This window comes from Ralstonia sp. ASV6 (genome assembly GCF_016429285.1).
In the GTDB taxonomy this organism is placed as follows: domain Bacteria; phylum Pseudomonadota; class Gammaproteobacteria; order Burkholderiales; family Burkholderiaceae; genus Ralstonia; species Ralstonia flaminis.
In genome coordinates this window covers 17,776-37,489 of record NZ_JAELUI010000047.1, presented here as the reverse complement: position 1 = coordinate 37,489, position 19,714 = coordinate 17,776, and the positions used below count along the sequence as shown (strand labels likewise).

Sequence of the window (19,714 nt, the reverse complement as noted above, 5' to 3'; positions counted from 1 at the left end):
GGGCAGGCCGGCCAGCATGGCGGCCTCGGCCAGGGTGATGTCCTTGATGTTCTTGCCGAAGTAGATCTGCTCGGCGCTGGCAAAGCCGTATGCGCGCTGGCCAAGGTAGATCTGGTTCATATAGAGCTCGAGGATCTGGTCCTTGCTCAGGCTGGCTTCGATCTTGTACGAGAGCAGCATCTCGTAGATCTTGCGTGTGAATGTCTTCTCGCTTGACAGGAAGAAGTTGCGCGCCACCTGCATCGTGATGGTCGATGCGCCCTGCGACAGACCGCCGTGCAGGTTGGCGAGGCCCGCGCGCAGCACACCAACGAAGTCCACGCCGCCGTGCTCGTAGAAGCGGTCATCCTCGATGGCGAGCACCGCGCGCTTCATCACGTCGGGCATCTGCGAGATCGGCACGAAGCTGCGGCGTTCCTCTCCGAACTCGCCGATCAGGACGTTGTCGGCGGTGTACACGCGCAGCGGAATCTTCGGCCGGTAGTCGGTGATGACGTCGAGCGACGGCAGGTTGGGTGCGGCCACCAGCAGGGCGTAGCCCACCAGCAGCGCCCCGACGACCCCCATGGCAACGAACAGGCCGAGCATCCAGAGGAGCAGGCGCGCCCACAGCGGGCGGCGGGCTTTGGGCGGCTTGGGCGAAGCTGGGGTGGTTTGGGCAGTAGCCATTACAGGGGGCACCGGGGGTGTCAGTCAGCGTGGCGGCGATTATATCTTCGGGACCGATAGGGGCCTGCGGCCAAGGGCGTAACAGCGCGTAACGACTGTCACGCCGACTGCGCTGGTGGTGCTTGTGCAGCACTTGTGTGGTTTATTCGGCACAACACGCGTGCCGATTGTGCGCTCGCGCTAGCCTGATTCAAGGCGGTGAAGAATCCGCCGTTAGAAGTAGACGAAACGGAAAGCAAGTCAGACGAAAGGGGTATCCCCCGACCGTGGGGTTTTGACAACGCTTTGCGAATCGGCGCCTGCGAAATGCATTGCGGTCCGCCGGAGCGTTTGCCTGTTCTAAAGGATTTTGTGAGAATCCAGCAGCAAATCCATGCAGGCTATGGCGCACGTTGGACGGGTAATGGGCGCCAGGGTTCAAAAATATATAAACGGTGGGGTGTCTCTGTGCGACGGGGTTTGTTGTCCGGCCTGCTGCGCCGCAATATCGTCGGGATTGATATCGGGTCTTCCAGCGTCAAAGTGGTGGAGCTATCCGCCAATGGCAAGCAGGGGGATTTCCGTCTCGAGAAATGCGCCAGCGAGTTGATTGAACGCAGTGCCGTCGCTGACGGCAATCTGGTCAATATCGATGCGGTGGGTAGCGCACTCAAGCGTGCCATCGCCAAGGCCGGTATCCGCAGCAAGGATGCCGTGCTGGCCATTCCTTCCAGCCTGACGGAATCGCAAACCGTCAGCCTGCCTGACAACCTGACCGAGGACGAGCTCTTCGTGCAGGTCGAGAGCGAAGCCAACCGGCTGTTTCCGCCCTCGCAAAACGTCAACTTCGACTATGTCGTGATCGGCCCATCCGAAACCGAGGGTGGGATCGGTGTGCGCGTGACGGCAACGGTCTCTGAGCGTGTGACCGAACGCGTGACCGCTGCCGAGATGGCTGGCCTGAAGCCGGTTGTCATGGATGTGGAAGAAAACGCCATCCAGCGCGCCATGACGCACATGCTGGCGGTCAAGCAGGATGCTTCTGAAACCGAGATGCGCGACATGCCCGTGGTGGCGATGTTCCATCTGGGTAGCGCCCGTTCGCACGCGCTGTTCTACCAAGGCTGGAAGGAGCTGTACGAGCAGCCTTTGTCTGGCTCGGGTGACCAGCTCACACAGAGCATCTCGCGCCTGTTTTCGCTCGACCTGCTCAAGGCCGAGGTGAAGAAGCGCAAGAACACGCTGCCCGACGAATACCGTAGCCAGTTGCTCAAGCCCTCCCTGGAGACGCTGGCGATGGAAATCAGCCAGGCCATCCAGAACTTCATGTCGACCTCGAGCGTCGGCCGGGTCGACGAGATCGTGCTCTCAGGCGGCCATGCATCGCTGCTGGGCGTGCAGACCGCCATTCAGCAGCAGACGCAGATCAACACGACGCTGGCTAACCCATTTGCCAACATGGGTGCGGCCAAGAACGTCAACGCGCGCTATCTGCAACGCGATCTGCCGGCGTACATCGTCAGCGCGGGCCTGGCCCTGCGCGGGCTGCAATAAGGAGCGGGGCGATGGCCAATGAAAGCGCGAATGCCGTGAATGCGCTCCCGAGCGTCAATCTGCTGCCGTACCACGCCGAACGGCGTGCGGACAAGCGCAAGAAAGTCTTCATGAGCCTGGGCGGCGCAGCCGTTGCTGGCGCCGTGGTGGTGTTCCTGGGTGGCATGGTGATCGATCACCAGACCGAAGAGGCGCAGCACATCAATGATGTCCTCACGCAGAAGAATGCGGAGATGGACAAGCAGATCGTTGAGGTGAACACGCTCAAGAAAGACATCGAAGACCTGCTGCAGCGTCAACAGGCTGTCGAGAGCTTGCAGAACGAGCGTAACCGCCCGGTGCAGTTGCTGGAAGAACTGGTGCGACAGGTGCCGGAAGGTGTCTATCTGACTTCGCTCAAGCAGGACGGCGACAAGTTCACGATTGCCGGTGTGGCGCAGTCGAATGAGCGCGTATCGGACCTGCTGCGCAATCTGAGTTCGGTGCCCTGGCTGGATCGCGCCGAATTGGGCGAGTCCGTCGCCACCACGATGACGAACAACCTGAAGGAGCAGCGTCGTCTGTTCAATTTCACCGTCCGCTTCCAGTGGAAGGCTGAGCCGGCAACTCCGGCCAAGCCCGGTGCGGCCGGCGCAGGGGCAGGGAAATAATCATGGCGCTCTCGACTGATATCTCGCTGGAAGACCTGGTCAGCCAGTTCCGTGGGCTGAACCTGAATGAGCCGGAAACGTGGCCAATCGCGCCGCGTATCCTGTTCATGATTCTTGCCGCCGTGCTCGTGATCGTGCTGGGCTGGCAGTTTTACTGGAGTGGCAAGTTCGACGAGCGCGATGCCAAGCGCACTGAACAGGAACAGCTGAAATCCGCCTACCAAAGCAAGCTTGCGCAGGTGGTGAACCTCGATGCGCTGCGCAAGCAGAAGACCGAGGTGGAGCAGCGCGTTGCTAAGCTTGAACTGCAATTGCCCAACAAGACCGAGATGGATGCGCTGCTGGCCGACGTCAACCACGCCGGTATCGCGCGCGGGCTGACGTTTGATCTGTTCCGTCCGTCTGCTGCTGTGGTCAAGCCGTACTACGCCGAGATCCCTGTCGCCGTGAAGGTCAACGGCCGCTACCACGACATGGCGCTGTTCGCCGCCGACGTGGCCGCGCTGTCGCGGATCGTCACGCTGCAGAACATCGCGCTGACTGGCACCAAGGACGGCGGCATGGTGATGGAGGCGCGTGCAGAGGCGTATCGTGCGCTGGATCCGGATGAACAGGCCGCCCAGCGCAAGGCAAATGCTGCCGGCAAGGGAGGCGCCAAATGATGGGTGAGACCTTGAACTGCCGCCGGATGGCGCCCATCGCGCGTATCGCGCCGCTGTGCCTGGTTGTCTTACTGGGTGCCTGCGGGGCAAACGCAGATGACGAATTGCAGCAATGGATGCAGCAGGCACGCCAGAGCGTCAGCACGACCGTGCCGCCGCTGCCGCAGCCCAAACCTTACGCGCCGCGCGAATACACGACCACCAAGCAGACTGATCCGTTCAGCGTGCAGAAGGTGGCGGAACTCTCGCGCGCGCAGAACGAATCGCCAGAACCGAACCGCCGTCGCGAGCCGCTCGAAGACTATCCGCTGGAAGCCTTCAAGCTGCTGGGGACGATGAAGCGCAACGGCGAGACGGAAGGCGTCGTGTCTGTCGGGGACAAGACGCAACACGTGCATGTGGGGCAGTACATCGGACAAAACTATGGTCGTATCGTCCGCATCGGCGATCAGGAACTCACCCTGCGTGAGCTGGTGCGCGAAGGCACGACCGAATGGAAAGAAAAAATGACTACCCTGAAAGTTCAGGAGGGCGCGCAATGACGATGCGTCTCGTGAAGGGCCGCCTGGCGCAGGCAGCTCGAGTGGCCCGGGGGGGCGCGGCTGCATGGCTTTCGCTGTGCATGTTCATGGTGGCGGGGCAGGCGCTCGCGCAGCAGGCCCCCGCCTCCGGCAATGTCATCGAGAAGGTGGAGCAGGCCACGGCCGGCGAATCCACCGTCGTGACCGTCACCCTGAAGGATGCACCCGCACAGAAGCCGGTGGAGTTCAGCACGCAGCAGCCTGCGCGCATCGCCATCGACTTTTTTGGCGCGAGCTTCGCCCAAGGGCGTGCCAACTATCAATATGGCGGCAAGCTGCTGCGTTCGGCCAACATCGTGCAGATCGGCGATCGCACGCGTGTCGTGCTCGATCTGGCGCGCCAGACGCAATACAAATCGGAAGTGCGGGGTAATCAGTACGTGCTGACGCTGGAAGCTGCGCCGGTGGCGGCTGCCGTATCTGCGCCGACCTTTTCTGCGCCGGCCCCCGTCGCGGGCGGCGAGCGCCCGGCCGTGCGCAATGTTGATTTCCGCCGCGGCGAGGATCTCGCCGGCCGTGTGGTGGTGGACCTGTCAACTGCCAACTCGGCAATCAATATTGCCCAGCAAGGTCAGAACCTGGTCGTCGACTTTGTTGGCGCGACGCTGCCGCAGTCGCTGCGTCGTCGCTATGACGTGAGCGACTTCGGTACGCCCGTGCAGGCCATGCGTGCCACCGATAGCGGCACCGGCGCGCGCTTGGTCATCGAGCCGCGTGGCAATTGGCAGTACAGCTCGTACCAGACCGACACGCAGTTCGTGGTGGAAGTGCGCCCGACCAAGGAAGATCCAAACAAGCTGATCTCAGGCCCCGGCTATCGCGGTGAGCGCCTGTCGCTGAACTTCCAGAACATTGACGTGCGCTCGCTGCTGCAGGTCTTTGCGGACTTCACCAACCTGAACATCGTCACCAGCGACAGCGTGACGGGTACCCTGTCACTGCGTTTGAAGGACGTGCCGTGGGACCAGGCGCTGCAGATCGTGCTGGACTCCAAGGGTCTGGCCTCGCGTCGCAACGGCAACGTGTTGTGGGTTGCGCCGCGCGGCGAGCTGGCGACCAAGGAGAAGGCTGAGCTGGAGTCTCAGCAGCAAGTGACCGAACTGGAGCCGCTGCGCAGCCAGGTGTTCCGCCTGAACTATCAACGTGCGGATGATGTGCGCAATATGCTGTTGGGTACCGGAGCCGCTGGCGGCGGCGCTGCGGCAGGCGGTACGGCATCCCGGATTCTCTCCAAGCGAGGTTCGCTGACTTCGGATGCGCGTACTAACCAGCTGTTTGTGTCGGATATTCCTAGCAAGTTGGAAGAGGTGCAAGCCTTCCTCCAGAAGATCGACATCCCGGTCCGCCAAGTGATGATCGAGGCTCGTATCGTCGAAGCTGACGATACGTTCAGCCGTAACCTTGGCGCCAAGCTTGGTTTTGCCTCCAAGACTAACGGAGCAGGCTACGGCAACACCTACACCAACGTGGCGTCACCGGTTACGCAGGGCGCAACATGGGACAACAGCCCGGCGATCAGCTTCCCTGCCAACGGCATCAACGGTGTGAACGCCGCCAGCGTGGCTGTGAGTCTGTTCAATGCTGGTGCTGGCCGCTTCCTAGCGCTGGAACTCTCCGCGTTGGAGGCGGATGGCCGCGGCAAGATCATCTCCAGCCCGCGCGTCGTCACCGCCGACAACATCAAGGCGCTGATCGAGCAAGGCACCGAGATCCCGTATCAACAGGCGACGTCTTCTGGGGCGACTTCGGTGTCGTTCAAGAAAGCCAACCTGAAGCTGGAGGTGACGCCGAAAATCACCCCGGACGGCAACGTGTTCTTGGACGTCGATGTGAACAAGGACAGCGTGGGTATCCAGACCACCAACGGCTTCGCGATCGACACCAAGCATGTGCAGACGCAGGTGCTGGTCGAGAACGGCGGCACGGTCGTGATTGGTGGGATCTTCACGCAGAATGAGCGGACCGATATCAACAAGGTACCGCTGCTGGGCGATATCCCGGTGCTGGGCAACCTGTTCAAGAGCACCAACAAGATCAATAACCGCACCGAGCTGCTGGTGTTCCTGACACCGCGCGTGGTGTCCGATCAACTGTCGCTGAAGTAGTCGGCAGCCAGGAAGCGTTATCCGCAAGGCCCGGCCTCCTCATGGAGCGCCGGGCTTTTTTGTGTTCTGCAGCCAGGTTTGCGCAGGATGGTGGGAAAAAGCCACTACAATCGCACTCAACTTCCTGATTTCACGCGATTTTGTCTGTTTCCAACGTTTTTTTCGTCGGCCTGATGGGCGCCGGTAAGACGACGGTCGGCCGCGCGGTGGCTCGCCGGCTCGATCTGCCGTTTTTCGACTCCGACCACGAGATCGAAGCGCGTTGTGGCGTGCGCGTTCCTATCATCTTCGAGCATGAAGGTGAGATGGGTTTTCGCGACCGAGAGACCCACATGATCGACGAGTTGACCGCGCGCAGCGGCGTGGTCGTCGCGACGGGCGGTGGCGCCGTGCTGCGGCCCGAGAATCGCGCCTTCCTGCGCGAGCGCGGCACCGTCATTTACCTGCGTGCCAATCCGCACGACCTGTATCTGCGTACGCGGCACGACAAGAACCGGCCTCTGCTGCAAACTGAAAACCCGCGCGCCCGGCTCGAAGAGCTGCATGCGATCCGCGATCCGCTGTACCGCGAGGTGGCACACTTTGTCATCGAGACCGGCAAGCCCACCGTCGCTCAGCTTGTTAATATGGTGCTGATGCAACTTGAGGTGGCCGGCATCGTGGCACCGCCCGCGGATTCCCCCACCTCCTCGCAAGTCTCCCCTCAGCCATGATTACCGTCGATGTCGACCTCGGCGATCGCGCCTATCCGATCCATATCGGCTCGGGGCTGATCTCCCAGGCAGCGCTGTTTGCTCCCCATATTCGCGGCGCACGTGCCGTGATCGTCACCAACGAGACCGTTGCGCCGCTGTATGCCGCCAAGGTTGAAGAGGCTGTCCGCTCGCTCGGCAAGGCTGTCGATACGGTTGTGCTGCCCGATGGCGAGTCGTTCAAGAAGTGGGAAACGCTCAACCGCATCTTTGATGCGTTGCTGACGGCGGGTGCAGACCGCAAGACCACGCTCATTGCCCTGGGTGGTGGTGTGATTGGTGACATGACCGGCTTTGCCGCCGCCTGTTATATGCGCGGCGTGCCGTTCATCCAAGTGCCGACGACGCTGCTGTCGCAGGTGGACTCCTCCGTAGGTGGCAAGACGGGGATCAATCACCCGCTGGGCAAGAACATGATCGGTGCATTCCACCAGCCGCAGGCGGTGCTGGCCGACATCGAAACGCTGCGCACCTTGCCTGCCCGTGAATTGGCCGCCGGCATGGCCGAGGTCATCAAGCACGGTGCGATTGCCGACACCGATTACTTCGCCTGGATCGAGCAGAACATTACGGGTCTCAACAACTGTGATACCGACCTGATGGCCGAGGCCGTGCGTGGCTCGGTGCGCATCAAGGCATCCGTGGTGGCGCAGGATGAGCGGGAAACCGGCCTGCGTGCCACGCTCAACTTCGGTCATACCTTTGGCCATGCCATCGAGGCTGGACTGGGGTACGGCGAGTGGCTACATGGCGAGGCCGTCGGCTGCGGCATGGTAATGGCGGCCGACCTGTCGCATCGCCTGGGCTTTATCGATATCGACACGCGCAACCGCATCACCGCGCTCACGCGGGCGGCCAACCTGCCGACCGTGGCGCCGGACCTGGGTATCGATCGTTTCATCGAGTTGATGCGCGTCGACAAGAAAGCTGAAGCCGGCGAGATCAAGTTCGTGCTGCTGCGCAAGCTGGGCCAAGCGTTCGTGACCACCGTGCCCGATAGTGACTTGCGCGCTACCCTGCAGCATGCCGTGCTGCGCCCACCCACCGAGGCGCCCGTCGCCTGACGCCAGAAGAGATGGCCCGATGAACGATCGACTCGATTTGCCGCCCGCGCCGTTCGATCTCGAGGGCCATCTCGCTCCCTACGCCGCGCATGCGGCGCAGACGCGCGGCCGCGTGCACGCCGAGCCGCCATCCACCTCGCGCACCGAGTTCCAGCGCGACCGCGATCGCATCATCCATAGCACCGCGTTCCGCCGGCTCGAATACAAGACGCAGGTCTTCGTGAACCACGAGGGCGACCTGTTCCGCACGCGTCTGACGCACAGCCTGGAAGTCGCGCAGATCGCCCGCTCGATCGCGCGCAGCCTGCGGTTGAACGAAGACCTGGTCGAGGCGATTTCTCTGGCGCACGACCTGGGCCACACGCCGTTTGGCCACGCGGGGCAGGATGCGCTCAACGACTGCATGAAGCCGCACGGCGGCTTCGAACACAACCTGCAGAGCCTGCTGGTGGTCGATCGGCTGGAGGAGCGCTACGGCGGCTTTGACGGCCTGAACCTCACGTTTGAGACCCGTGAGGGCATCCTCAAACATTGCTCGCGCAACAACGCGGCCACACTGGGTGATTTGGGGCGGCGTTTTCTCGAAGGGCAGCAGCCCTCGCTGGAGGCGCAGCTGGCCAACCTGGCCGATGAGGTCGCATATAACAACCACGACATCGACGATGGTCTGCGCTCCGGCCTGATCACGTTGGAGCAACTGGAAGACGTGCCGCTGTGGGCGATCCACCGCCGTGAAGCCGAGGCGGCGTCTCCGAATGCGGGTGGGCGCCGCCTCATTAACGAGACGATCCGCCGGATCATCAATGCACTGATCGTTGATCTGATTGCCACGACGCGCGCGGGGATCGCAGAGATTGCGCCGCAAAATATCGATGACGTGCGTGCGGCGCCGGCACTCGTGGCGTTCTCTGATCCGATGCGCGAAGAGGCGCGCGTACTCAAGCGATTCCTGTTCGACAACCTCTATCGGCACTACCTGGTGATGCGCATGGCCGCCAAGGCCCGCCGCATCATCGATGACCTGTTTGGCGCATTCCTCGACGATCCGCGCCTGCTGCCGCCGCAGTATCAGGCCAAGACGAACCCCGAGGAGCAGCCGCGCTGGATCGCACATTACATCGCCGGCATGACGGACCGCTACGCGATCAAGGAGCATCGCCGTATCTTTGCCGTTGATGCGGTCTGAAAGGATATCGGACCATTCTGAATGACGTGACTAAGTGTGGCGCCTACGATGCTCCTGTTTCCATCGTCAGGTGAATTGATGTCACGTCTTATTTTTGCATTGCTGGCCGCCTCGGCGTTCGGCGCACACGCTGCCAGCCCGGCGGATCATTTCGATTACCAGCACCAAGCCGAATGGCACGCGGTGCACGATGCGTTCCAATCGCCCATCGACATTCGCACGGCGGATACGATTGCCGCCGATGACGACGAGCCGGACGTCATCCGGTCGCAGTATGGCGAAGTCAAGGCGACGGTGGTCGACACGGGCCACGCGCTGCAGGTGAATGTGCCTGGTGGCGACGTGAAGATCCGCGGCCGGCATTTCACGCTGCGCCAGTTCCACTTCCACGTACACAGCGAGCACACCATCGACGGGCGTTGGTATCCGGCCGAAGTCCATTTGGTGCATACGGCCAAGGATGGCCGCATGGCAGTGGTTGGTGTGATGCTGGTGCCGGGCGAAGCCAATCCGGTGCTGGATGCCGTGCTCAAGGCCGCACGCAAAGGTGAGGCGCACGAGGTGCCCGATGTGGTCATCCCGGGCAAGCTGCTGCCGCACAGCGACGTCTACTACCACTACCTTGGTTCGCTGACCACGCCGCCGCTGACGGAAAACGTTGAGTGGTATGTGCTCAAGCAGCCGATCACGGCATCGCCCGAACAACTCGACGCACTACGCAGTTTCTATGCCGATAACTTCCGCCAGCGCCAGCCGCTCGAAGGGCGTGTCGTTACGAAGTTCGATCCGGCATTGCTTAAAAAGTAAGCGCAAAAAAAATGCCCGGCCGCCCCAACGCATGCCGGGCCGAACGTGCCAACCACCGTCGACGAGCGCCCCCGCCGTCGACGACCCCTGCGGCACGTCGGAAAAGTCGATCAGAAGAAGGTCTGTTCGCTGATCGTCTCCCTAAAAGTTAAAAGCGGTAGCCCAGGCCGATACCCAGCAGCCACGGGTCGACCTTGACCTTGCTGATGGTCTGGCCGGCCATCTTCACGTCGGCGCTGATCCAGGTCTTCTTCAGGTCCATGTTGAAGTACACGCGATCGGTCAGGCGGTAATCGAAGCCGACTTGCAGCGCGGGGCCGAAGCTGTTTTTGCTGAGGTCCAGCTGGCCGACACCCGGCACCTGCAGGTTCACGTTCGAGATGCGCGTGTAGTTGATGCCTGCGCCCACGTACGGCTTGAAACGTGATTCCGGCGTGAAGTGGTATTGCAGCGTCAGGATCGGCGGCAGGTGGCGGAAGTCGCCGATCTTGGTCGGGCCGCCCAGCGCGCTCTGCATGACCGTCACGTCTTGTTGTTGCGGATAGGTCAGGATCAGCTCGGCCGCGATGTGCGGCGTAAAGAAGTACGAAACGTCCAGTTCAGGGAATGCCTTGTTGTTGATCTGGATGGCGTCGGACGGAATGGCCAACGCGCCGACCGGATCGGATTTGTTGGCGGCCGTCAGGTTGACGGCGCGCAGGCGCACCATCCAGTTGCCGGTGGCCGGCGCCAGATCGGTGCTCTGCGCAAAGGCGGTCGGGCTGAAGATGCCAGCAAGGGCACCGGTGATTGCCGCAGCAGTGGCGAGGCGTGCAAAGGCCATGAAACGCTCCCTCTCGATATCGTCTTGTGAATGTGACGGGAGCCAGTCTCGCGGCAATGCAGGCCGATCGATTTGCGCGGGATCAATTTGAAGAGCGGGCGGGCGCTCTCACGCCTTGCGGTTTGATATCGGGCAAATCCAGCCGCGAATGTGGGCAATTCTCGTTGCGCTCGGGCGACAGCTCAAGCGCAATCGTTTGCGCGTTGAAAAAATGGGGACAGATTCGGCGCTGTCGCGCTAGGATGTGCGCTTTCTACGCCCGTTTTTCGCCATGGCACGCCTGCCTCGCCTCAGCCCCATCGATGTTCCCGTGCACGTGTTGCAGCGCGGCAACAATCGCCAGGCCGTCTTTCGCACGGACGAGGACTACGCGTTCTACCTCGACACGCTGCGCATGGCCGCGCGCGAGCACGATTTCGCCATTCATGCCTTCTCGCTGATGCCCAATCACGTGCACCTGGTGGGCACGCCCAAGGTGGCAGATAGCCTGTCTCGCACGTTGCAAGCGGTCGGGCGACGCTATACGCGCTACTTCAATGGGGCGGCAGATCGGAGCGGCACGCTGTGGGAAGGGCGCTTTCGCTCGACCGTGCTCGACCCGGCCGAATGGGTCTTGCCGATGCTGCTGTACGTTGAATCCAACGCCGTGCGCGGGGGGCTTGTCACCTCACCGGAAGAGGATCGGTGGAGCACCTATCGCCATCATGTCGGCATTCAGTCGATTCCGTGGGTAAGCGATCACTACTGTTACTGGCGTCTTGGTAATACGCCTTTCGAGCGCCAATCACGCTATCGGACACTCTGGCACGAGGGGCTCGGCTCTGATCAGCTCATGCAGATCCGGCAGCACGTGCATAGCGGTTGGCCGCTGGGCGGCGAGGCTTTCCTGGCCACACTGGCGCGTTCAGGTGGTCGCCGTGTTGCGCCGCTGCCCAAAGGGCGTCCGCCACGTAAAACCGCAGAAGTGGGGACGGGGGACGCCGCACCAGTAGCGTGATTGAACGCGGAGGCTGTCATCTTCAGGTGTGTCATTCCGCACCAAATTAATCTGTCCCCATTTATAAACCCGCACCGGCAGCGTGCATTTATTAATTTACTCCGACCCCATTTAAAAACTTTTGCCTGATACGAATCGCTCTTTTATATTCGATCCACCCCGCATTCATGGTGCGGCGCGCCATAGGTTATTTGTCTACGCCCTGCACCCATGCGAGGGTCAAGGTGTGGATTTCGCGGCGTGCTGTGCCCACAACATCGGAAGATCGCCGTGGAACAACATTCTTTCCCCATCACGCCGTCGGCCCAGGGTCTGTACGACCCGACCAATGAACACGACGCTTGCGGCGTCGGCTTCGTCGCACACATCAAGGGCAAGAAGAGCCACGAGATCGTCCAGCAGGGTTTGCGCATCCTGCACAACCTCGATCACCGGGGCGCTGTTGGTGCCGACCCGCTGATGGGCGATGGCGCGGGCATCCTGCTGCAGATTCCCGACCAGTTCTATCGTGAAGAGATGGCCAAGCAGGGCGTGAACCTGCCGCCGGCCGGCGAATATGGCGTCGGCATGATCTTCCTGCCAAAAGAACACGCCTCACGCCTGGCCTGCGAGCAGGAACTCGAGCGCACGGTGCGCCTGGAAGGCCAAGTCGTGCTGGGCTGGCGCGATGTGCCGGTCGACAAGACCATGCCGATGTCGCCCACGGTGCAGAAGACTGAACCGGTGATTCGCCAGATCTTCATCGGGCGCGGCCGCGACATCATGACCACCGACGCGCTGGAGCGGAAGCTGTACGTGATCCGCAAGACCGCCAGCCATGCCATCCAGGCGCTCAAGCTCAAGCACGGCAAGGAATACTTCGTGCCGTCGATGTCGGCGCGCACGATCGTCTACAAGGGCCTGCTGCTGTGCGAACAGGTTGGCCGCTACTATCAAGACTTGGCGGACCCGCGCACGGTGTCGGCACTGGCACTGGTGCACCAGCGTTTCTCGACCAACACGTTCCCGGCCTGGGAGCTGGCGCACCCGTACCGCATGGTCGCGCACAACGGCGAAATCAACACCGTCAAGGGCAACGTCAACTGGATCAACGCCCGCACGGGCGGTATCTCGTCGCCGGTGCTGGGTGACGACCTGCCGAAGCTCTGGCCGCTGATCTATCCGGGCCAATCGGATACGGCATCGTTCGACAACTGCCTCGAACTGCTGACGATGGCCGGCTACCCGCTGGCCCAGGCGATGATGATGATGATTCCGGAGGCGTGGGAGCAGCACACGCTGATGGATGACAACCGTCGCGCCTTCTACGAATACCACGCCGCGATGATGGAGCCGTGGGACGGCCCCGCCGCCATCTGCTTCACCGATGGCCGCCAGATCGGTGCGACGCTCGACCGTAACGGCCTGCGTCCGGCGCGCTACTACGTGACCGACGACGACATGGTCGTGATGGCGTCGGAAGCCGGCGTGCTGCCGATCCCTGAGTCGCGCATCGTCAAGAAGTGGCGCCTGCAGCCGGGCAAGATGTTCCTGATCGACATGGAACAGGGCCGCATCATCGACGACAAGGAGCTCAAGGACAACCTGGCCAACGCCAAGCCGTACAAGAGCTGGATCGACGCCGTGCGCATCAAGCTCGACGAGCTGGACGCCAAGCCGGAAGACGTGGCTGCCGAGACCAAGCCGGCCGCCAAGCTGCTGGACCGTCAACAGTCGTTCGGCTACACGCAGGAAGACGTCAAGTTCCTCATGGCGCCGATGGCCGCCAACGGCGAAGAAGCCGCCGGTTCGATGGGCAATGACAGCCCGCTGGCCGTCCTGTCGAGCAAGAACAAGACGCTCTACAACTACTTCAAGCAGCTGTTTGCGCAAGTCACGAACCCGCCGATCGACCCCATCCGCGAAAACGTGGTGATGTCGCTCGTCTCGTTCATCGGGCCGAAGCCGAACCTGCTGGAGCTGAACAACATTAACCCGCCGATGCGCCTTGAAGTGAGCCAGCCCGTGCTGGACTTCAAGGACATGGCGAAGATCCGCAACATCGAGCACTACACCGGCGGCAAGTTCATGGCTTACGAGCTGAACATCTGCTACCCGGTGGCGTGGGGCAAGGAAGGCATCGAGGCGCGCCTGGCTTCGCTGTGCGCCGAGGCGGTCGATGCGGTCAAGTCGGGCTACAACATCCTGATTGTGTCGGACCGCGCGGTCGATGAGAAGCAGGCCGCCATTCCGGCGCTGCTGGCTACGTCCGCCATCCACCATCACCTGGTGGAGAAAGGTCTGCGCACGAGCACGGGCCTGGTGGTCGAAACGGGTTCGGCGCGTGAAGTGCATCACTTCGCGCTGCTGGCGGGCTACGGTGCAGAAGCCGTGCACCCGTACCTCGCCATGGAAACGCTGACCGAGATGGCGCCGGGCCTGGGTGTGACGCCCGAGAAGGCGGTCTACAACTTCACCAAGGCGATCGGCAAGGGCCTGCACAAGGTGATGTCCAAGATGGGCATCTCCACGTACATGTCGTACACCGGCGCGCAGATTTTCGAAGCGATCGGCCTGTCGCGCGAGCTGGTGGACAAGTACTTCCACGGTACGGCATCGAACGTGGGCGGCATCGGCATCTTTGAAGTGGCCGAAGAAGCCCTGCGCCTGCACCGCGACGCCTTTGGCGATGCACCGGTGCTGGCCAACATGCTGGATGCCGGCGGTGAATACGCCTACCGCGTCCGCGGCGAAGAGCACATGTGGACGCCGGATTCGATCGCCAAGCTGCAGCACGCCACGCGCGCGAATTCGTACCAGACGTACAAGGAATACGCCAACCTGATCAACGACCAGAGCCGCCGCCACATGACGCTGCGCGGCCTGTTCGAGTTCAAGGTGGACCCGGCACGCGCGATTCCGCTGGAAGAAGTGGAATCGGCCAAGGAGATCGTCAAGCGTTTCGCTACCGGTGCCATGTCGCTGGGCTCGATTAGCACGGAAGCCCACACCACGCTGGCCGTGGCGATGAACCGCATCGGCGGCAAGTCGAACACGGGCGAAGGCGGTGAAGACGAGCGCCGCTACCGCAACGAACTGCGCGGCATTCCCATCAAGCAGGGCACCAAGCTGTCGGACGTGATTGGCCGCGAAGTGGTTGAGCGTGATCTGGAGCTGCAAGAGGGCGATTCGCTGCGCTCGAAGATCAAGCAGGTGGCGTCGGGCCGCTTTGGCGTGACGGCCGAGTACCTGGCATCTGCCGATCAGATCCAGATCAAGATGGCGCAGGGTGCGAAGCCCGGCGAAGGTGGTCAACTGCCCGGCCATAAGGTGACGGACTACATCGGCAAGCTGCGTTACGCCGTGCCGGGCGTGGGCCTGATCTCGCCGCCGCCGCACCACGATATCTACTCGATCGAAGATCTGGCGCAGCTCATCCACGACCTGAAGAACGTGAACCCGCGTTCGGACGTGTCGGTCAAGCTGGTGTCGGAAGTGGGCGTGGGCACGGTGGCCGCGGGTGTCGCCAAGGCCAAGGCCGATCACGTGGTGATCGCCGGCCATGACGGTGGCACGGGCGCTTCGCCGTGGTCGTCGATCAAGCACGCCGGCACGCCGTGGGAACTGGGCCTGGCCGAGACGCAGCAGACGCTGATGCTCAACGGCCTGCGCAACCGCATCCGCGTGCAGGCTGACGGTCAGATGAAGACCGGCCGCGACGTCGTGATCGGCGCGCTGCTGGGCGCGGATGAATTTGGCTTCGCCACCGCACCGCTGGTGGTCGAGGGCTGCATCATGATGCGCAAGTGCCACCTGAACACCTGCCCGGTGGGCGTGGCGACGCAGGATCCGGTGCTGCGCAAGAAGTTCTCGGGCAAGCCCGAGCACGTGGTGAACTACTTCTTCTTCGTGGCCGAGGAAGTGCGCGAGATCATGGCGCAACTGGGCATCCGCTCGTTCAACGAGCTGATCGGCCGCGCTGATCTGCTCGACACCAAGGCTGGCATCGAACACTGGAAGGCACGCGGTCTGGACTTCGCGCGCATCTTCTACCAGCCGGCCAAGAAGGAAGGCGAGCCGTGCTATCAGGTCGACGTGCAAGACCACGGTCTGGATCGCGCGCTGGATCATCAGCTCATCGAGAAGGCCAAGGCAGCGCTGGAGAAGGGCGAGCGCGTCTCGTTCATCCAGCCGGTGCGCAACGTCAACCGCACCGTGGGCGCGATGCTCTCGGGCGAGGTGGCCAAGCGCTACGGCCACGAGGGTCTGCCGGATGATTCCATCCACATCCAGATGCAGGGCACGGCCGGCCAGTCGTTTGGCGCGTTCCTCGCACATGGCATCACGCTGGATCTGGTGGGCGATGGCAACGACTACGTGGGCAAGGGCCTGTCGGGCGGCCGCGTGATCGTGCGCCCGCCGCATGAATTCCGCGGCGAGCCGACCAGCAACATCATCGTCGGCAACACCGTGTTGTACGGCGCGCTGGCCGGCGAGGCCTTCTTCAACGGCGTGGCCGGCGAGCGCTTCGCAGTGCGTAACTCCGGCGCCACCACCGTGGTGGAAGGCACGGGCGACCACGGCTGCGAGTACATGACCGGCGGCACCGTCGTCGTGCTGGGCGCCACCGGCCGCAACTTTGCGGCGGGCATGTCGGGCGGCGTGGCCTACGTCTATGACGAAGACGGTCTGTTCGACAAGCGCTGCAACACGGCGCAGGTCGCGTTGGAGTCCGTGCTGTCGGCGGCAGACCAGGAGAAGGCGCACACGCAGTCGACCTGGCACAAGGTCGATGGCGAGCGCGTGCTCGACGAGCAACTGCTCAAGGCGCTGGTGGAAAAGCACTTCCGCTACACCGGCTCCGAGCGTGCCAAGGAACTGCTGGCCGACTGGAGCAACGCGCGCCGCCGCTTCGTCAAGGTCTTCCCGACCGAGTACAAGCGCGCGCTGACCGAGATGTACGAGCGCGAACAGGAAGCTGCCCGCGAACAGATCGCGGCCTGAGCTGACTCCAAGCGACTAGGCGGGTGGTTGATCCCACAAGATCCATCACCCGCCGCCACTGAATAAACGCAACCTCACAAGACAGGCCCGAGCGCCCGGCAAGCGATGCTGTGCCGGAAGGAGTCGGGTCAGGAAGGACATCATGGGCAAGGCGACCGGTTTTCTCGAATTTCCCCGCCAGAACGAGGCATACGAAGCGCCCGAAGCGCGCGTGAAGCATTACAAGGAGTTCGTGTTCGCGCTGGCGGACAACGAAGCCAAGATCCAGGGCGCACGCTGCATGGACTGCGGCATCCCGTTCTGCAACAACGGCTGCCCGGTCAACAACATCATCCCGGACTTCAACGACTTGGTGTACCGCCAGGACTGGAAGACCGCGATCGAAGTGCTGCACTCGACCAACAACTTCCCCGAGTTCACGGGCCGCATCTGCCCGGCACCGTGCGAAGCGGCGTGCACGCTGGGCATCAATGAACTGCCGGTCGGTATCAAGTCGATCGAGCACGCCATCATCGATAAGGCCTGGGAAGAGGGCTGGGTTGCGCCGCAAGTGCCCAAGCACAAGACCGGCAAGACCGTGGCTGTGGTCGGCTCGGGCCCCGCTGGCATGGCCGCTGCGCAGCAACTGGCGCGCGCGGGCCACGACGTGACGCTGTTCGAGAAGAACGACCGCATCGGCGGCCTGCTGCGTTACGGCATCCCCGACTTCAAGCTGGAAAAGGCGCAGATCGACCGCCGCATACAGCAGATGGAAGCCGAAGGCGTGACGTTCCGCACGGGCGTGATGGTGGGCAACGCAACGATGCCCGCAGGCATCGTCAACGACGCACGCGAAACCATCGCTGCCGACGACATCCTCAAGCAATTCGACGCCGTCGTGCTGACCGGTGGCTCGGAAGTGCCGCGCGATCTGCCGGTGCCGGGCCGTGATCTGGACGGCGTGCACTACGCGCTCGAATTCCTGATCCCGCAGAACAAGGAAGTGGCTGGCGACGCGCCGAACCCGATCCGCGCGGACGGCAAGCACGTTATCGTGATCGGTGGTGGCGACACCGGTTCCGACTGCGTGGGCACGTCCAACCGCCATGGTGCTGCATCGGTCACGCAGTTCGAACTGCTGCCGCGCCCGCCGGAAGAGGAAAACAAGCCGCTGGTGTGGCCGTACTGGCCGATCAAGCTGCGCACGTCGTCGTCGCATGACGAAGGTTGCGAGCGCGACTGGTCGGTGGCCACCAAGGAGCTCATCGGCGAGAACGGCCGTGTGACGGGTCTGAAGGCTGTGCGCCTGGAGTGGAAGGACGGCAAGATGAGCGAGGTCGAAGGCAGTGAGTTCACGCTCAAAGCCGACCTCGTGCTGCTGGCGATGGGCTTTACCAATCCGGTCGGCGGCGTGCTGGATGCCTTTGGCGTGACCAAGGATGCGCGCAACAACGCGCGTGCCTCCACCGAAGGCGACAACGCCTACGCCACCAATGTGCCGAAGGTGTTTGCCGCCGGTGACGTGCGCCGTGGCCAGTCGCTGGTCGTGTGGGCCATCCGCGAAGGCCGTCAGGCTGCGCGCTCGGTGGACGCGTTTCTCATGGGCCATACGGAACTGCCGCGCTGACCACGTGGTTGACCGTTTGATCCAGGGCCCGCTTCTGCGGGCCTTTTTCTTTGCGGCGCGTGAGTTGCGTTGTGACAGGGTCGTTATGCCTCATGGTTTACATCGACATGGTTTACATGAGTGCAGCACGGCGGGGCGGATTTCTAGAATGAAATGCCCCCCGACCTTCACGCCACGATGCGAGCCTGCGACAGCAATTTGTGCGCAGATGTGCCCGATGCGCCCGACCTGCGGCGCCGCAAGACTATTGTCTGGCTGGGCGCGCTGCCGGTAGCCGTGACTCTGCCGGCGCGCGCCGAACTGCTGGGCTACCCGTCGCATCCGCTGCGATTGGTTGTGCCGGCTGCCGAGGGCAGCGTATTCGACGCGGTTGCGCGATCGCTCGCCATGCAATTGCAGCAGCAGATCGGCCGTCTGGCCGATGTGGACGACCGCCCGGCTGCCAATGGCATGGCCGCCGGTGATCTGGTTGCGCGTGCGCCGTCCGACGGCCACACACTGCTGCTTCAGCAAACGACGTTCGTTGTGCAGCCCGCGCTGGAGCCGGCGCCGTACGATCCGCTGCGTGACTTCCAGCCGGTGGCCATGGTGGCGACGCTTCCGTTGTTCCTGGCAGTCGATGCGCGATTGTCGATCACCTCCGTCGGCGAGTTGATCGCCCAGGCGCGTGGGGAATCTGTTTCCGTCAATTGCGGCTCAGACATCCTCGGCACCTGGTCCCACCTCGTCGCCGAGCAGTTTGTGCGCGACTACGCATTTCACGCACCGCACGTGGCCGTCCGCGGCGAGGCCGGACTCGTGCAGCAAGTGCTGGCCGGGCGGATGGCGGCGTGTTTCGCCGGCTATCCGAGCCTGTCGACAGGGGTGTCCAGTGGCCAGTTGCGGCTGCTGGGCGTGACGGGGTCGGCGCGTTCGTCGTTCTCGCCCACCACGCCCACCTTGCGCGAGGCGGGCCTCGCCGGGTTTGACTACAGCGCTTGGGTTGGGGCGTTCATGCCGGCACGTACGCCCAAGCCGCTGTCGATGCGCGCAGCAACTGAATTCCGCCGCGCGCTCGATTCAAGGGATGTTCTCGCCACATTGCGCGCTGGGGGCTTCGAGCCAGAATGGAACGCGCCCGATGCCCTCGCCCAGGCGGCGCGCCGTGACGCTAACCACTGGCAGGCGCTGATCCGTCAGGTAGATCTGCGCGTCGATACCGGCGAATGAGTTTTTGGTCGCCTCGCTTTGTGCACCACTTTCAGCGGGCAGCAAGACCATAGATCAGCAACGCGGCGCTCAAGCCACACTAACTGT

Annotated in this window: 15 protein-coding genes; 13 read left to right on the top strand and 2 right to left on the bottom strand. The window is 62.8% G+C overall.

Annotated elements, in window-relative coordinates; all coding sequences use genetic code 11:
• Positions 1-669: transglycosylase domain-containing protein (locus JHD73_RS11700; protein ID WP_199030444.1), on the bottom strand; the 669-nt coding region annotated here is incomplete at its 3' end.
• A 462-nt stretch (positions 670-1,131) separates the two neighbouring features.
• Here JHD73_RS11700 and pilM point away from each other — a divergent pair.
• From pilM to JHD73_RS11655, 9 genes are all read left to right on the top strand, one after another.
• Positions 1,132-2,202, top strand: coding sequence for a type IV pilus biogenesis protein PilM (pilM, locus tag JHD73_RS11695; protein WP_199030447.1), 1,071 nt, complete (start codon positions 1,132-1,134; stop codon positions 2,200-2,202).
• An 11-nt stretch (positions 2,203-2,213) separates the two neighbouring features.
• A complete protein-coding gene (locus JHD73_RS11690) occupies positions 2,214-2,852 on the top strand; it encodes a PilN domain-containing protein (protein ID WP_199030443.1) in 639 nt (212 codons plus the stop codon).
• A 2-nt stretch (positions 2,853-2,854) separates the two neighbouring features.
• On the top strand, positions 2,855-3,514 hold the full coding sequence (locus JHD73_RS11685; protein WP_199030442.1) for a type 4a pilus biogenesis protein PilO: 660 nt from the start codon (positions 2,855-2,857) through the stop codon (positions 3,512-3,514).
• Entirely contained in the window at positions 3,511-4,056 is a 546-nt protein-coding gene (locus tag JHD73_RS11680) for a pilus assembly protein PilP (RefSeq protein ID WP_199030441.1), read from the top strand. The genes JHD73_RS11685 and JHD73_RS11680 overlap by 4 nt, the downstream gene beginning before the upstream one ends.
• Before the next feature lie 2 nt (positions 4,057-4,058).
• The gene (pilQ, locus tag JHD73_RS11675; protein WP_306663049.1) at positions 4,059-6,200 is read left to right on the top strand and encodes a temperature dependent type IV pilus secretin PilQ; all 2,142 of its coding nucleotides are present in this window, start codon (positions 4,059-4,061) and stop codon (positions 6,198-6,200) included.
• Between the two features lie 140 nt (positions 6,201-6,340).
• Complete coding sequence (locus JHD73_RS11670) at positions 6,341-6,913, top strand: shikimate kinase (protein ID WP_199030439.1); 573 nt, start codon at positions 6,341-6,343, stop codon at positions 6,911-6,913.
• Positions 6,910-8,016: a 3-dehydroquinate synthase gene (gene aroB / locus JHD73_RS11665; protein WP_199030438.1), complete on the top strand. Its 1,107-nt coding sequence runs from the start codon at positions 6,910-6,912 to the stop codon at positions 8,014-8,016. The genes JHD73_RS11670 and aroB overlap by 4 nt, the downstream gene beginning before the upstream one ends.
• A gap of 19 nt (positions 8,017-8,035) precedes the next feature.
• Positions 8,036-9,202, top strand: coding sequence for a deoxyguanosinetriphosphate triphosphohydrolase (locus tag JHD73_RS11660; RefSeq protein WP_199030437.1), 1,167 nt, complete (start codon positions 8,036-8,038; stop codon positions 9,200-9,202).
• A 78-nt stretch (positions 9,203-9,280) separates the two neighbouring features.
• Positions 9,281-10,009: a carbonic anhydrase gene (locus JHD73_RS11655; RefSeq protein ID WP_199030436.1), complete on the top strand. Its 729-nt coding sequence runs from the start codon at positions 9,281-9,283 to the stop codon at positions 10,007-10,009.
• A 148-nt stretch (positions 10,010-10,157) separates the two neighbouring features.
• Here the strand turns inward: JHD73_RS11655 and JHD73_RS11650 are convergent, their stop codons facing one another.
• Complete coding sequence (locus JHD73_RS11650) at positions 10,158-10,832, bottom strand: OmpW family protein (RefSeq protein WP_199030435.1); 675 nt, start codon at positions 10,830-10,832, stop codon at positions 10,158-10,160.
• Positions 10,833-11,103: 271 nt separating this feature from the next.
• Between JHD73_RS11650 and JHD73_RS11645 the strand changes: the two genes are divergently transcribed.
• The 4 genes from JHD73_RS11645 (at position 11,104) to JHD73_RS11630 (ending at position 19,627) form a co-directional block, all read left to right on the top strand.
• The gene (locus JHD73_RS11645) at positions 11,104-11,829 is read left to right on the top strand and encodes a transposase (protein WP_199030434.1); all 726 of its coding nucleotides are present in this window, start codon (positions 11,104-11,106) and stop codon (positions 11,827-11,829) included.
• Positions 11,830-12,039: 210 nt separating this feature from the next.
• Complete coding sequence (locus JHD73_RS11640) at positions 12,040-16,812, top strand: glutamate synthase-related protein (protein ID WP_233176908.1); 4,773 nt, start codon at positions 12,040-12,042, stop codon at positions 16,810-16,812.
• Positions 16,813-16,954: 142 nt separating this feature from the next.
• Complete coding sequence (locus tag JHD73_RS11635; protein WP_199030432.1) at positions 16,955-18,418, top strand: glutamate synthase subunit beta; 1,464 nt, start codon at positions 16,955-16,957, stop codon at positions 18,416-18,418.
• A 177-nt stretch (positions 18,419-18,595) separates the two neighbouring features.
• Positions 18,596-19,627, top strand: coding sequence for a tripartite tricarboxylate transporter substrate binding protein (locus JHD73_RS11630; RefSeq protein WP_199030446.1), 1,032 nt, complete (start codon positions 18,596-18,598; stop codon positions 19,625-19,627).
• Positions 19,628-19,714 lie beyond the last annotated feature (87 nt).